Origin of the sequence: Idiomarina aquatica, from assembly GCF_003987185.1 — a bacterium.
Classification (GTDB): domain Bacteria; phylum Pseudomonadota; class Gammaproteobacteria; order Enterobacterales; family Alteromonadaceae; genus Idiomarina; species Idiomarina aquatica.
In genome coordinates, this window is sequence record NZ_PIPS01000001.1 from 141,873 (window position 1) to 157,087 (window position 15,215).

The 15,215-nt window shown below is 53.9% G+C and carries 13 protein-coding genes; 6 read left to right on the forward strand and 7 right to left on the reverse strand.

Going from position 1 to position 15,215, the window contains the following annotated elements; translation table 11 throughout:
- The first annotated feature begins 33 nt into the window (after positions 1-33).
- From CWE23_RS00745 to CWE23_RS00755, 3 genes are all read left to right on the forward strand, one after another.
- Entirely contained in the window at positions 34-1,038 is a 1,005-nt protein-coding gene (locus CWE23_RS00745; protein WP_105306260.1) for a zinc-binding alcohol dehydrogenase family protein, read from the forward strand.
- 103 nt (positions 1,039-1,141) lie between these two features.
- The gene (locus CWE23_RS00750) at positions 1,142-2,299 is read left to right on the forward strand and encodes an efflux RND transporter periplasmic adaptor subunit (protein ID WP_105306259.1); all 1,158 of its coding nucleotides are present in this window, start codon (positions 1,142-1,144) and stop codon (positions 2,297-2,299) included.
- Between the two features lie 12 nt (positions 2,300-2,311).
- A complete protein-coding gene (locus tag CWE23_RS00755) occupies positions 2,312-5,413 on the forward strand; it encodes an efflux RND transporter permease subunit (protein ID WP_105306258.1) in 3,102 nt (1,033 codons plus the stop codon).
- Between the two features lie 67 nt (positions 5,414-5,480).
- Here the strand turns inward: CWE23_RS00755 and CWE23_RS00760 are convergent, their stop codons facing one another.
- The 4 genes from CWE23_RS00760 to CWE23_RS00775 form a co-directional block, all read right to left on the reverse strand.
- The gene (locus CWE23_RS00760) at positions 5,481-5,864 is read right to left on the reverse strand and encodes an FxsA family protein (protein WP_105306257.1); all 384 of its coding nucleotides are present in this window, start codon (positions 5,862-5,864) and stop codon (positions 5,481-5,483) included.
- A gap of 89 nt (positions 5,865-5,953) precedes the next feature.
- Positions 5,954-7,660, reverse strand: coding sequence for a M28 family metallopeptidase (locus tag CWE23_RS00765; protein WP_105306256.1), 1,707 nt, complete (start codon positions 7,658-7,660; stop codon positions 5,954-5,956).
- Between the two features lie 24 nt (positions 7,661-7,684).
- Positions 7,685-8,209, reverse strand: a complete 525-nt coding sequence (locus CWE23_RS00770; RefSeq protein ID WP_105306255.1) for a DUF192 domain-containing protein — start codon at positions 8,207-8,209, stop codon at positions 7,685-7,687.
- An 83-nt stretch (positions 8,210-8,292) separates the two neighbouring features.
- Complete coding sequence (locus CWE23_RS00775) at positions 8,293-9,699, reverse strand: protein adenylyltransferase SelO (protein WP_126819131.1); 1,407 nt, start codon at positions 9,697-9,699, stop codon at positions 8,293-8,295.
- A gap of 74 nt (positions 9,700-9,773) precedes the next feature.
- On the opposite strand from CWE23_RS00775, the gene CWE23_RS00780 reads away from it, so the two are divergent.
- On the forward strand, positions 9,774-10,670 hold the full coding sequence (locus CWE23_RS00780; protein WP_105306253.1) for a gluconeogenesis factor YvcK family protein: 897 nt from the start codon (positions 9,774-9,776) through the stop codon (positions 10,668-10,670).
- Here the strand turns inward: CWE23_RS00780 and dcd are convergent.
- Entirely contained in the window at positions 10,667-11,254 is a 588-nt protein-coding gene (dcd, locus tag CWE23_RS00785) for a dCTP deaminase (RefSeq protein WP_105306252.1), read from the reverse strand. The genes CWE23_RS00780 and dcd overlap by 4 nt on opposite strands.
- Positions 11,255-11,286: 32 nt before the next feature.
- A complete protein-coding gene (gene apbC, locus CWE23_RS00790; RefSeq protein ID WP_126819132.1) occupies positions 11,287-12,285 on the reverse strand; it encodes an iron-sulfur cluster carrier protein ApbC in 999 nt (332 codons plus the stop codon).
- 90 nt (positions 12,286-12,375) lie between these two features.
- On the opposite strand from apbC, the gene metG reads away from it, so the two are divergent.
- Positions 12,376-14,418 carry a methionine--tRNA ligase gene (metG, locus tag CWE23_RS00795; RefSeq protein WP_126819133.1) on the forward strand — a complete coding sequence of 681 codons (2,043 nt, stop codon included), beginning with the start codon at positions 12,376-12,378 and terminating at the stop codon, positions 14,416-14,418.
- Positions 14,419-14,423: 5 nt separating this feature from the next.
- Here the strand turns inward: metG and CWE23_RS00800 are convergent, their stop codons facing one another.
- Positions 14,424-14,729, reverse strand: coding sequence for a PilZ domain-containing protein (locus CWE23_RS00800; protein ID WP_105306250.1), 306 nt, complete (start codon positions 14,727-14,729; stop codon positions 14,424-14,426).
- Positions 14,730-14,817: 88 nt separating this feature from the next.
- Here CWE23_RS00800 and hspQ point away from each other — a divergent pair, with 88 nt between their 5' ends.
- Positions 14,818-15,159, forward strand: coding sequence for a heat shock protein HspQ (hspQ, locus tag CWE23_RS00805; RefSeq protein ID WP_241970501.1), 342 nt, complete (start codon positions 14,818-14,820; stop codon positions 15,157-15,159).
- Positions 15,160-15,215: the final 56 nt, after the last annotated feature.

Sequence of the window (15,215 nt, forward strand, 5' to 3'; positions counted from 1 at the left end):
TTAGTATCATTTACTGCGTAAGGAGTTCCCTAAATGAAAGCTGTGGGTTATCAACGTTCACTGCCCATTGACCATCCCGAGGCATTGCTGGATATCGACATCGAAGCCCCCCTGCCCGGCCCCAATGATTTGCTGATTGCGGTCAATGCCGTGGCGGTGAATCCCGTCGATAGCAAAATACGACAACGCGCAGAGCCGCAACAGGGCTACAAAATTTTAGGCTGGGATGCGGTGGGCGAAGTGCTGCAAACCGGTGCCGCCGTCACCGGCTTTAACGTTGGCGACCGGGTCTGGTACGCCGGTGACCTGACCCGTCCCGGTTGTAACGCGCAGCAACAACTGGTTGACGCCCGGATTGCCGCCAAAGCACCACAATCGCTGTCTGACGTGCAGGCGGCGGCAATGCCGCTGACCAGCATTACCGCCTATGAGCTATTGTTTGATCGCCTGACTCTGCAGCACAACAGTGACCAACGCACCCTGCTGGTGATTGGTGCCGCCGGCGGCGTCGGTTCGGTGTTGGTACAACTGGCGAAACAACTGACACAGGCAAACGTCATCGCGACCGCATCACGCCCCGAATCTAAACAATGGGTTGAGGCATTGGGCGCCGATCAGGTCATCGACCACAGCGCGCCGCTGGCCGCGCAACTGGACGATGATGCCGCGGTCACCGATGTGGTGTTGCTGACCCACAGTGATGAATACTTCGATGAAGTGATAGACCTTATCCAGCCACAGGGACGCATCGGTATCATTGACGATCCCAGCGAGCCACTCGATATCACACGTTTGAAACAGAAAAGTGTCAGTCTGCATTGGGAATTTATGTACACCCGGTCGATGTTCCAGACCGCGGACATGGCCGCTCAGGGCAAATTACTGGCACACGTGGCTGAGCTTTGCGATAACGGCCAGTTACGTTCGACCCTGGGTCGGCAGTTTGGCGAGCTCAATGCCGACAATCTGCGCAAAGCACACGAGGCCATTGAATCGGCCAAAACGATTGGCAAAATCGTCTTGACGGTGCCCCGCTAGCGGCGGTTGTGGGCGCATTCAGAGGATTTTTAATTTACAAACATACAAGTATGTATGTATAATTCAGCGACATAATCAGCAGAGAATCAACCAGAGGTAATGGATGAACAAACGGTTTAAATTTGCTCCCCTTGTCATTGCAGGCCTGCTCAGCGCAGGGTTGTTGTCGGCATGCGGTGACCAGCAAGCGGCGCAAAGCCAGCAACAACAGCGACCAGCTCCTGCGGTTGAGGTACTTGAAATGGCACCACAGACGGTTGAGGTAACCACCCAGTTACCCGGCCGCACGTCTGCCTACCGTGTCGCTCAGGTGCGCCCGCAAGTGAGTGGTGTGTTGCTCGAACGTAAGTTTGAAGAAGGCACTTATGTTGAACAGGGACAGCAGTTGTATCAAATTGACCCGGCAGTCTATGAAGCCGAGCTGGCCAGTGCCAAAGCCGAAGTTGAACGCGCCAAAGCGGTTCTGAGAAGCTCCGAACTGCGCTACAAACGTTTTGCCGAACTGCTGGACGAAAACGCGGTAAGCCAGGACGAGTTTGACAGTGCTGAGGCGACCTTTTTCGAAAACAAGGCGGCCGTGGCGCTGGCTGAAGCACAGCTGAAAACGGCTCGCATTAACCTCGAGTACACCCGGGTTAACGCGCCCATCAGCGGCATTGTCGGTCGTTCTAACTTTACCGAAGGTGCGCTGGTTACCGCCTCACAGGCTGAACCTCTGGTGACCATTAACCAGTTGGACCCCATTTATGTCGACATCAGTCAGTCCAGCAAAGCGTTTTTACAGCTTAAAGCGGATATCGCGTCGGGTCGTATCGAAGCGAACCCAAATGGCAACGCGCCGGTGCGGTTAAAACTCAACGGTCTGGATTACTCGGAACAGGGTGAATTACTGTTCTCCGAAGTGTCGGTGGATGAGGACACCGGAGCGATTCTGCTGCGCGCCGAATTCCCGAACCCAGGTAACCAGTTGTACCCCGGCATGTTCGTTCGCGCCGAAGTCAGTGAAGGTACCCTGAACAAGGCCTTATTGGTGCCGCAACAGGCGGTATCGCGCGACCCGCGCGGACGTCCGTTCGTGATGGTAGTCGGCGACAACAATAAAGTGGAGCAACGGATGATCGAAACCGAACGCGCCATTGGCAGTGACTGGCTGGTGAGCAGCGGTTTGCAGCAAGGCGAAAAAGTAGTTGTCGCTGGTCTGCAGAATATTCAACCCGGTGCCGAAGTTCGTATCGACGACTCTAGCTCAGAACAGCAGTAAAGGACGTCTGACATGGCCAAGTTTTTTATTAACCGCCCCATTTTTGCCTGGGTTATTGCCCTGCTGACAATGATGGCAGGTGCGATTGCAACCTTACAGTTGCCGGTAGCGCAGTACCCTACCATCGCGCCACCAGCGGTCGAAATTCAGTATAACTACCCCGGTGCCAATGCCGAGACCGTTGCCAATACGGTAACCAAGGTCATCGAGCAAAACATGACCGGGATTGATAACCTGCTGTACTTCTCGTCACAGAGTAACTACGGCAACGGTAGCATCAGCCTGACCTTCGCATCGGGAACGGATCCTGATATTGCGCAGGTACAGGTGCAGAACAAGCTGTCACAAGCAACGCCGCAGTTGCCTCAGGAAGTTCAGGCGCAGGGCATCACCGTCAGTAAATCCAGCAGTTCGTTCTTGATGGTACTGGCGCTGGTGGCAACCGATGACCGCTACACCCAAACCGACTTAAGCGACTACATCGCCTCCAATATTCAGGACCCGATTTCGCGGACCACGGGTGTCGGTAATGTACAGCTGTTCGGTGCCCCTTATGCAATGCGCATCTGGGTTGACCCTGCCGCGATGGTCAATTATGGCCTCAGTATGGCCGAGCTTAAAGACGCGATTCGCGCCCAGAACGCGCAGGTTGCAGCCGGTGAACTCGGTGGTACCCCGGCGGTTGACGGCCAGCGTTTGAACGCCACCATCATCGCACAGACGCGGATGTCTGATCCGGAGCAGTTTGAGAACATTACCCTGAAGGTTCTGCCCGACGGCTCGCAGGTGCGAATGAAGGACGTTGCTGAGGTTGAACTGGGCGCCGAGAACTATTCCATTAATGCCAACTACAACGGCAAACCGGCTACCGGTCTGGCGATCAATCTGCAAACCGGCGCCAACGCACTGGAAACTGCCGAAGCGGTTAAAGCGCGTGTCGCCGAACTGGAACGTTTCTTCCCGGACGGCATGGAGATGGTCACCGCCTATGACACCACGCCGTTCATTAAGATCTCCATTTCGGAAGTCGCACAGGTACTGATCGAGGCCATCATTCTGGTGTTCCTGTTGATGTTTGTGTTCCTGCAGAACTTGCGGGCAACGCTGATACCAACGTTGGCGATACCGGTGGTTATTTTAGGTACCATGGGCGTGCTGTCCCTGGCCGGCTTCTCGATCAACACGCTGACAATGTTCGGTATGGTGCTGTCGATAGGTCTGTTGGTTGATGACGCCATCGTGGTGGTCGAGAACGTTGAACGTTTGATGTCCGAAGAAGGCTTATCGCCCAAACAGGCGACCATCAAGTCGATGGGTCAAATCACCGGCGCTCTGGTTGCGATTGGTGTGGTCATGGCGGCGGTGTTTGCACCGATGGCGTTCTTCCCCGGCGCTACCGGCGCGGTTTATCGCCAATTTTCACTGACCATCATCACCTCGATGGGGCTGTCGGTGCTGGTTGCGATCATTTTCTCACCGGCGCTGTGTGCGACCCTGTTAAAACCGGTCAAGCACGACAAAAGCGACGGCTGGGGACCGCTGGGCTGGTTTAACCGGACGCTGGAAAAAGCCACCGTCAAATACACCAACTCGGTGCACGGCATTTTGCGTCGGACACTGCGCTTTGGTCTGCTGTACCTGGGGATCATCGCGGTGTTGGCTTATTTATTTACCCGCTTACCGGCGGCGTTTCTGCCGGAAGAAGACCGTGGCGTGTTCTTAACCCAGATGAACTTGCCGGTCGGCTCCACCATCGAGCAGTCAAACGCGGTAATGGATAAGATCGAGAACTACTATCTGCAGCAGGAGGACGCGGTACAGTCGGTGTTCTCGGTGGTTGGGTTTAGCTTCTCCGGTCGCAGCCAGGCAAACGGTATCGCCTTCGTGCGTCTTAAAGACTGGTCTGAGCGTGACGAAAGCCAGAGCGTGCAAGCGGTCATTGGGCGTGCCTTCGGCTTCTTCGCGACCATTAAAGAAGCAATGATTTTTGCCTTTAACTTACCACCGATCCCGGAACTGGGTACCGCCAACGGGTTTGATCTGTACCTGCAGGACCGCGGCAACCTCGGTCATGCGGAACTGATGCAGGCACGTAACCAGCTGCTGGGTATGGCAAGCCAGAGTGATCTGTTGATGCAGGTGCGGCCCAACGGCCTGGAAGATGCGCCACAGCTTAAAATCGACATCGATTTTGAGAAAGCACAGGCATTGGGGCTGACCATTGCCAGCATCAACGACACCCTGAGTACCGCCTGGGGCTCTGCCTACGTCAATGACTTTATTGACCGTGGTCGGGTAAAACGTGTGTACTTGCAGGGTGAAGCAGATGCGCGGATGTTGCCGCAGGACATCAACGACTGGTACGTACGCAACAATCAGGGTGACATGGTGCCGTTCAGCTCGTTCTCGAGCTGGGAATGGACCTACGGTGCACAGCGGATTGAGAGCTACAATGGCGTACCGGCACTGAACATTCAGGGTCAGCCGGCACCGGGTGTAAGCACCGGTGAAGCCATGACCGAGATGGAACGTCTTATTAGCCAATTGCCGACCGGCACCGGCTATGAGTGGACCGGTATCTCGTTGCAGGAACGCCAGTCGGGCGACTTCGCCCCTATCCTGTACACCATCTCGCTGGTGGTTGTGTTCCTGTTCCTGGCCGCACTGTACGAGAGTTGGTCGATTCCGTTCTCGGTGATGCTGGTGGTGCCTTTGGGTATTCTTGGCGCGGTACTGGCGGTGATGTTACGTGGCATCTCTAACGACGTGTACTTCCAGGTGGGGCTGTTAACCACCGTCGGGGTATCCGCGCGTAACGCCATTTTGATCGTCGAGTTCGCAAAAGACCTGCAGGCACAGGGCAAAGAGCTGTTAGAAGCGACGCTGGAAGCGGTGCGTCTGCGTCTGCGTCCGATCCTGATGACCTCACTGGCGTTTATCTTTGGTGTTATGCCACTGGCGCTCAGTGACGGCGCAGGTGCAGCCAGCCGTAACGCCATCGGTACCAGTGTTATCGGCGGTATGATTGGCGGTACGATTCTCGCTATCTTCTTCGTCCCCTTGTTCTTCTATGTGGTACGTAAGATATTCCCGGTCAAACCTGAGACCGAATAACAGCAACCGCTGCGATCAAAAAAGCCCGAGCTGAGCTCGGGCTTTTTTTTGTTAAATGGCCGGGTGACTAGCGACGGCTGTCCTTGTCCACTTCTTCGTATTCGCCGTCAATAACATCCGGGTCCTGCGCGTCTTTGGCACGTTGCTGCTGTTGCTGATACTGACGTTTACTTTCCTCAAACTGCGCTTTGGCCTGCTTGCGTAATTGCCAAAACTGTTTGATCGCGTGACGTTGCTTCCACATTACCGGAATCATCAAAATGGCTCCGATAATCAACACGAAAATACCAAAGGTTACCGCCAAACCAACAAACACCAGCAATAAAAAAAGGCCCAGTATGCGACTGAGCCAGTTACCTCCTGGTCCTCCGCCGGGTCCTCGCGGACCGCCGGAAGCCGAGTAACGGCCTTGGTTGAAGCGAATATACACCTGTTTTCGCTGTTCACTCATGATAACTCCTGTTAACTGCCTCTATTTAATAGACCACAGAACAGAGTACATGTTCAACCTCAGCCGTCGCTGATTTTGATCGAAATGGCTTATTGCTGACGCTCGCTCTCGGTGGCTTTGCGCGCCGCTTCAAACTCATTTCCCGGCGCCCACTGCGGCCAGCTGCGAGAGTTTGCCAGTTCGTTACCTAATTTAAAGAACGCCGACAGGTCCTGCTGGGCACCACGCAGATCCCAGTTTGGATCGTATTCGTCAGCCGGCTTGTGATACGCCTCAGCGACGTACTTCGCACGCTGCTCTTCGGTCCAGGCTTTGCCCTTGGTGATGTGATCATTACCGCCTTCAGCGTACAGCATCGGTACGCCTTTCTTGGCCAGGCTGAAGTGATCAGAGCGGTAGAAGAAACCGGCTTCCGGCGTCGGGTTCGGTGCCAGATAACGACCCTGCTCTTCAATGTAAGGTTTCAGGTACTCGTCCATTTCGCTGTTACCGTAGCCGATAACAACCATGTCCTTAACCGGTCCGTAGACGTTCATTAAGTCCATATTGATGCCGCCAACCGCTTTACTGAGCGGTAACATAGGCTCATCGGCGTACCATTTTGAACCCAACAAACCGCTTTCTTCAGCGCCGACGGCGGCGAATACCACTGAACGTTCCGGCTGCGGCTGCTGGGCGAATTTTTCCGCCAGAGCTAACAAGCCCGCTGTTCCGGTTGCGTTATCCTGAGCGCCATTATAAATCGGGTCATCCTCGCGTACCGGGTCGGTACCCAGGTGATCGTGGTGCGCCATGTAGATCACGTGCTCTTCCGGGTACTTGCTGCCTTCGATGTAACCGATGACGTTGTATGCGCTCAGCTCTTCGAATTTGTTCTTCACCGTGACGTTGGCCTGCACGTTCATCGGCATGGCTTCAAAGGAGTCACTGAGGGCTAACTGACGTGCTTCGTCTACGCTCATATCCAGTTTACTGAACAGCGCTTCGGCGCTATCCAGCGTGATCCAGCCCTCAACTTTCGCGCGATCCATGTTGTTGTTGTCTTTCTTCAGGTCGTAACGAACCGGTGAACCGCTGGCAACGACGCCCCAGCCATAACCGGCCGGACCTGTCTCGTGAATGATCAAGGCACCGGCTGCGCCCTGACGAGCGGCTTCTTCGAATTTATAGGTCCAGCGACCATAGTAGGTCATGGCGTTGCCGTTAAACAGCTCCGGGTCTTGTGTTGCGTAGCCCGGATCGTTCACAAACATCACCACGGTTTTGCCTTCAACATCCAGGCCTTCGTAGTCGTTCCAGTCGTATTCCGGTGCGACGATACCGTAGCCGACAAACACCATCTCGCTGTTTTCCAGCGCGACTTCGTCGGTTACCTGCATGGTCCACGCCATCATTTCAGTACGATAGTCCATGGTTTCCGGCGCGTTGTCACCGCTGAACGTCAGGTCACTGACCTGATACGGCATAATTTTAACCAGCGGCACCGACTGACGATAGCTGCCGGTTTCTTCGTTGTAAGGCTTTAGGCCCCACTCTTTAAAGTGGTTTTCGATAAAGGAAACCACTTTTTCTTCGCCTTCGGTGGACGGCTCGCGTCCGGCAAACTCATCCGAAGAAATGGTTTTTAAATAGTCGCGGAAGTTTGGATTAAAAGCCGAGCCTTCTAAGTCCGGCTTTTGCTGCTGGTTTTCAGCCGTTTGCGTTTCGGCGCTGCCTGACGCCGTTTCTGATTGATTGGCCGGACCGCAGGCTACCAATAGGCTGGCGGCAATGGCGGTCAAAGCAAAATGTTTCATAACATGCCTCTGTTTCACGGTTTATTATTGTAAAAGTTCACTGCAACGTTGACCGTCTTCGACGGTACCGACGATGGTTACCCGATCGCCCATACGGATATCATGTTCCGCAAAGAATCCGGCGTTCATTTCTAACGCGTATTGATAGTTTTTACCCGGCGCATAACTGCGACACTGATTAGGGTCGTCACTGCCACACGGCAACATGGTAAAGGTTTTGACGATTTCACCGCGCTCGTTCAAATAGGCAATGTCCAGCGGGATCAGGGTCTGATACATCCAGAAGCCGGAACTGCCTGAACGCACTTGAGGATAACGAAACAACATGCCTTCGTAGTCGCCGAGTTGCTCACGTCCCATCAAGCCACGGGCGTGCTGTGCGGTGGTATCGGCCAGTTCAACCGTCAGCGGTTGCTCTAATTGGCCCAGGCAAATCGCGGTTTTTTCAAAGCTTTGTGGCGCAGGAACGCGCCACTGCTGTGCCATGGCGGTTGATGCAACGGTCAGTAGCACGCTAGCAACGACCAGGGCTGTTTTTCTCGAACTCATGTGAGTGCCTTATTATCATGATGCGTTATGCACGGATGGCCTTTGATTCTGTCCCATTCGCCGCGAAATCGCAACCGCCCTGCTCAGCTGGAACAGGACAAACTGCCTGGCGCAATTTCTTCGGCCGGCGGCTGCGCCCAGTGACTGCCCCAAAGGCATCGCTGAAACGGTCGTTCAAGCGCCTCCAGATAGGATGTCAGCGGCGCATCATCGCCCTGTTCTGCGGCACTGATGACCTCACTGAGCAGGTGTGTGCGTAACGTCACTACCGGATTGACCTGCTGCATCGCCGCAATATCCGGTGCCTCATTAACGGCGTCGAGATACTGCCTTAACCAGGCTTCTCCGACCACGCTCAGTTCGCTGGCGGCAGACTCGGTAACATAACGTTCCAGTTCGATAAAGCTGCGGTTATAGTCTAATTGATGCGCTTCCAACAACTGTAACCAGCCGGCAATGAGCTCTCGTGCCAACCCCGGCTCGACCTGCGTTAAGCCAAGCCGCTGCCGCATTTGCTGAAAATAAAACGTTTGGATCAGCGGCTCATACTCGTCGATTACTGAGGTAAATTCCGTAACGTCCATCGACGCGCTCAATGCCACCTGCAGACGCTGTAAATTCCAGCGGCCTATGCCCGGTTGGCGGGTAAAACTGTAGCGGCCGCCCTGGTCGGTATGATTAAAAATTTTCTCCGGCTGATAGCTGTCAAACATTGCGTAGGGGCCGTAGTCAAAGGTTTCCCCCAGCAGACTCATGTTGTCGGTGTTCATGACCCCATGAATAAAGCCATAGGCCTGCCATAACGCAATCATCAGCGCGGTGCGCTCGGTTACCCGGCGAAACTGCGCGGTCGGCGTCGCATCGTTTAATTCCGGCCATTGTCGTGCAATGACATAATCCCATAACTGCCGTTGTTGCTGCGGCAGTCGGCGATAATAACAGTGCTCAAAATGCCCAAAGCGGACGTGAGTCTTCGCCACTCGCAACAACATCGCGCCGGGTTCGATGCGTTCACGCTGGATCTGCCCTTCGGTAGAGGTCAGTAACAACGCCCGGGTGGTAGGAATGCCCAACGCGGCGAACGCCTCACTGGCCAGATATTCTCGAATCGACGAGCGCAGTACCGCGCGCCCGTCACCGCCACGGCCATAAGGGGTTGGTCCGGCACCTTTTAAGTGCAGATCGTAAAACTCGCCGGTGGGCGTTTTCACTTCACCCAGCAATAAGCCCCGGCCATCGCCTAGATAGGGGTTAAAATGACCAAACTGATGGCCGGCGTACTTTTGTGCCAATGGTCTTATACCGGGCCACTGTTGTTCACCGTCCAGTCGTGCGGTCAGGGTTTCTGCACGGATCGGTTCACCGCCCAGTTGCTGCCATAACGCCTGGTTAAATAAGCGAGGCGTCGACTGGCCATCCGCAGCAATGTCCTGCTCGCTGACCAAATCGGAAAATGTTTCGGCGTACTCGTTAACAAAGTGTAAACTCATAGACTCTTATCTTACAGGGCGCTAAACTATTTGGCGACCTTAGTTATTAGACACAACCGCGTAAGGATGGTTGCATGCAGATTACGGCGTTGCGCCGGATTACTGCCATCGGTGGTGGCCACGGCCTAGGCCGGGTATTGTCCACGCTGGCGTTTATGAAGCACAAATTGGTAGGCGTTGTTGCAACCACCGACAATGGTGGCGCAACAGGTCTGTTGCGGGCGTCCCATCACACCATTGCCTGGGGCGATATCCGCAATTGCCTGTCGCAATTGGTCGAGCAGCCGCTGGCTGCGGATGTGCTTAACTTTCGCTTCGAAGGTGAAACCTCGCTGGCCGGCCATAACCTCGGTAATCTGCTGCTGTATACCCTTGATCAGGTCAGTGCGCGGCCACTGGACGGCATCCAACTGCTCAGCCGGCTGCTGAACGTCAACACCCGCTTATTACCAATGTCAGAGTGCCCGACCGATTTGGTGGCGACCACGGCTGAGGACATTCAGTGTCATGGCGAGATTTTAATTGATCGGTTGGAACACATGCCCAAGGCGTTGAGCCTGTCCGGCGAAGCCCATGCAACGCCGGAAGCCGTTCGCCATCTGTATAACAGTGATTTGATCATTCTCGGTCCCGGCAGCTTCCTGACCTCGGTACTGCCGCCATTATTGGTCAAAGACATTGCGGTGGCGTTGCGCAAAACTCGCGGCAAAGTGGTCTTTATTGATAATCTGGTGCACGAAAAAGGGCCTGCCGGAACCCTCTCGGTGACGGAAAAGCTGGCCTTTCTGGAGCAACACATTGGCCAGTGTGTGGTCGACCTGGTGTTATCCAATCACCATGACCCTCAGTTACAGATACCGCGTCTGGGCGGGTTAACCGCCGATAGCGATGTCCACTACCGGCATGATCCTGACGTATTACTGCAGCGCTTGAACGCCGCTGTGGAAACCCTGTTCAAGCAAACCGCTTAACCGCCGTCCGCAGAAATCCGTGACGCAACCGCGCCGTGCTGATCGCGGTATTTAGCATCGACTCGTTTGTTGTAGGGGCGTTCACAAGGGCCGCTCAAGCGTTCAAAACTGATGGCACCGATTTTCATGCCCGGCCGCAGTGCCAACGGCAACTTACCGCTGTTGTAAAACTCCAGCACAATTTGTCCCGACCAGCCTGGGTCGATACGATGTGCCGTAACATGCACCATCAATCCCAGTCGCGCCAGTGACGAACGGCCATCGAGCCAACCCACCATGTCTTCCGGTAAGCGAATCGATTCGTGCGTAACAGCCAGTGCGAATTCACCCGGGTGAATGAAAAACGCTTGATCCGGGCGCAAGTTGATTTCATCACTCATGACTTCCTGAATGGCTTTTTCTATCGCCTCTCGCGAGCCGCTGATGTCGATGTAAGGGGCGGCATGATCCTGCAGGACTCGAAATTCGGAGCCGAGATGAATGTCCAGCGTTACACCGGAAATATTGTGCTTCGCGGGCGCAGGCTCAACGCCAATAATGCCTTCCTGCAAAAATTGTTCGATTTCTTTGTCGTTTAACCGCATAGCTGTTCCCTAAACTGACTGATGTGTTGATGTTACACGTTTTTTTGCGCCTGATGATAGAGCTTTCTGGCAACCTCTGCGGCCGTTGAGCGGATCAACTGACTGAACGGATGCTGCGGTTGCGCCATCAATAGTGGTTGCTCACGGTCGAGACTGTCCCGGAATTCGGTGGTCAGCGGCCATTGCCCTAACAGGCCGACCTGATGTTCCGTCGCCAGCGCGTCACCTCCGCCAGCGCCAAAAATGGCATCGCGTTCGCCACAGTGCCGGCACTCATAATAGCTCATATTTTCTAACACACCCAGCAACGGGATATTAAGCTTTTTAAACATCGCGATACCTTTCTCGGCATCGCGCAAGGCAACGGTTTGTGGCGTTGTTACCACCACCGCGGCAGTCACCGGTAGTTTCTGTGCCATGGTTAACTGAATATCCCCGGTGCCCGGTGGCATATCGACGATCAAATAATCCAGTTGCTGCCAGTTAGTGTCGCGATAAAGCTGCTGCAAGGCACTGCTGGCCATCGGTCCGCGCCAGATGGTTGCATCGTTATCATCAACCAGATAGCCGAGCGAATTCACTTGTAGGCCAAACCGTTGCAATGGCTCCATCTTGTTGCGTTCGTTAACACTCAATTGATGGTCGCCACGCCCAAGCATGGTCGGGATCGATGGTCCGTAAATATCCGCATCCAACAGCCCGACGCGGGCGCCCAGTTGTTGCAGCCCCAGCGCCAACGACACGCTGACTGAGGATTTGCCGACGCCGCCTTTACCCGATGACACCACAATCACATTACCGGTGGTTAATGGCAACTCTGGCTGCGAATTGGGCATTTTTTTGATGCGACACTGTAGCTGCCATTGATAATCGCGGGTTGCCGGGTGCTCGGCCAGCTGTTGCAGCAGCGCCTCTTGGTCGACGGCGTACGGCACGGTAAGTTCTGCTGTGCCATTGTTTTTGTCCAGCCGAATCCAGTCGGACTGCAGTCCGGCCGGCAGGCCATCTTTAAAATCAGAAAACTGTGACATCAGCCACCTCTTGGCTCTGTGTATCATACGGTTCCTATGATAATATTGAGCTTCACATTGATATTAACAGTAATGGAAGCAGATTCTCGCATGAGCCAGAGCGAACGTAAAATTTTGGTGACCAATGCCTTGCCCTATGCCAACGGGCCGATTCATATTGGACATTTATTAGGCTACATCCAGGCCGACATCTGGGTGCGCTTTCAAAAGTTGCGCGGCAATGAGTGCCACTACATGTGCGCGGACGATGCCCACGGCACGCCGATCATGCTCAAGGCCCAGCAACTGGGTATCTCGCCCGAACAAATGATTGGCGAGATGCAACAGTCTCATGAACAGGACTTTGCCGGCTTCAACATCGGCTTCGATCACTACTACAGTACCCACAGTGAAGAAAACCGTGAGTTGGCAGAAACCATTTACAATCGGTTGGATAAAGCCGGTCACATCAAAACCGAGGTGATCGAGCAGCTCTACGATCCGCAAAAAGAAATGTTCCTGCCGGATCGTTTTGTTAAGGGCGATTGCCCGGATTGTGGTGCCGAAGACCAATACGGTGATAACTGTGACGTTTGTGGCGCCACCTATGCGCCGACGGATTTAAAAAATCCACGCTCGGTGGTGTCCGGTGCTACCCCGGAAATGCGTCAGTCGGAACATTACTTCTTTGACCTTCCCGCGTTTGGCGACATGTTGAAGAGCTGGACTCGCTCTGGTTCGTTACAGGGCGAAATGGCCAATAAACTGAACGAATGGTTCGAACAAGGTCTGCAGCGGTGGGATATTTCCCGCGATGCACCCTATTTCGGCTTCAAAATTCCGGGCACCGAGAACAAATATTTTTACGTCTGGCTGGATGCTCCGATCGGTTACATGAGCAGTTTTAAGAATTACTGCGACACCACGGGCAAAGCCAACTGGGACGAATACTGGCAGGCGGACAGCAAAGCCGAGGTGTATCACTTTATCGGCAAAGACATTATCTACTTCCACAGTCTGTTCTGGCCGGCGATGCTGAAAGGCGCTGACTTCCGTCAGCCGACCAACGTCTGGGCGCATGGTTTTATTACCGTTAACGGTACTAAGATGTCGAAGTCTAAGGGCACCTTTATCAAGGCGCGTACTTACCTCGATCACCTTAATCCGGAATACCTGCGTTATTACTTTGCCGCCAAACTGACCAGCCGCATCGACGATCTGGACCTGAACCTGACCGATTTCGCGCAACGGGTTAACTCAGATTTGGTCGGTAAGGTGATTAACATTGCCAGCCGCTGTGCCGGCTTCATCAGCAAAAAATTCGACGGCCGTCTGTCGGGTGACATCGCCGACGCGGTGTTGCTGGAAGATTTCCAGAAAGCCGGCGACCAGATTGCTGAGTATTACGAGAACCGTGAGTTCTCCAAAGCCATGCGTGACATCATGGCGTTGGCCGACCGTGCCAATCAATACATCGCCGACAAAGAACCCTGGCAGTTGATTAAGCAGCCGGGACACGAGAACGAAGTCCACGACATTTGCTCGCTGGGTATCAATCTGTTCCGTATTTTGATGATTTACTTAACCCCGGTGGTTCCGCAACTGGCGCAGTCGGTACAGCAGTTCTTAAACGATAACTTTAGCTGGGACAGTCACCGTACGGTACTCACCAACCACCCCATTGATAAATTTAAAGCGCTGATGCAGCGCGTCGATATGGAAGACATAAACGCTATGCTTGACGCATCAAAAGAACAACAGGCCGAGGCGACGACCGCGGCGGTCGCTACCGAAACCAATGACGAACTGAAAAAAGAACCGATCGCGGATGAAATCAGTTTTGATGAGTTTGCCAAAGTTGATTTACGGGTGGCGCGCATCGCCAATGCCGAGCACGTTGAAGGCGCTGATAAGCTGCTGAAACTGACGCTTGATTTAGGCAGCGAGCAACGCCAGGTATTTGCCGGGATTAAGTCGGCCTACCAACCGGAACAGCTGATTGGTCAACTGACCGTGATGGTGGCCAACCTGGCACCGCGTAAAATGCGTTTTGGCCTGTCTGAAGGCATGGTACTTGCGGCCGGCCCGGGGAAAGACGAAATTTATATTCTTAACCCGCACGACGGCGCCAAACCCGGTATGCGGGTGATGTAATCCGGCTACAGCAGTTGGGTTATCTTACAACCCAACTGGTAACCGCCCTCTTCCAGGCGCTGGCTGCGCAACACCTCGGCCAGCGCTTTAAAGGCCGGAAACTTTTCACCGGCTTTGATGTAAATGACAATACGTTCGCCTTCGGCAACCGGCGGCTCAACCTGTAACGAAGCTCCGGTAGCACTTAAATCAAGACACACGGCGTCCAGTACCTGCTCGTGCTCACCGCCCTCATCATAGCCAATCACCACCTTTGCGTCGGCATTAACCGACATCCGCATAAAGTTACGATGGTCGTCTGATCCCAACATGCCGCTTCCTTAAAAATTTACAATTCTTTATTCAGTTTTAGCACGACTGTGCCGATAAGAAAACTGAAACCAAATTAAGGATGATCCCATGTCAATGATAGAGTTGGATTCTAATAAAATGGTCAGTGCGAAGTTTGCCATCGGACAACTTATTACTCATTCGCTGTACGGCTATCGAGGCGTTATTATTGATGCCGATCCGGTGTTCAGCTTATCCGACGAGTGGTATCAGCGTATGGCCACCACCCGCCCGAGTAAACAGCAGCCCTGGTATCATGTGCTGGTCAATAATTCGTCCATTCAGACCTACGTCAGCGAGTCCAATTTAGACCCGGACTTTACCGAAGCGCCGATCCAACACCCGATGGTTGACTTGGTGTTTTGTGACCGTACCCGCGGGCATTATGTATTGGCCGATAAAATTAACTAATTAGACGGACAACGATTGCTCGTTGTCGCAGCGATAGGTACCATGGAAGGACGCTG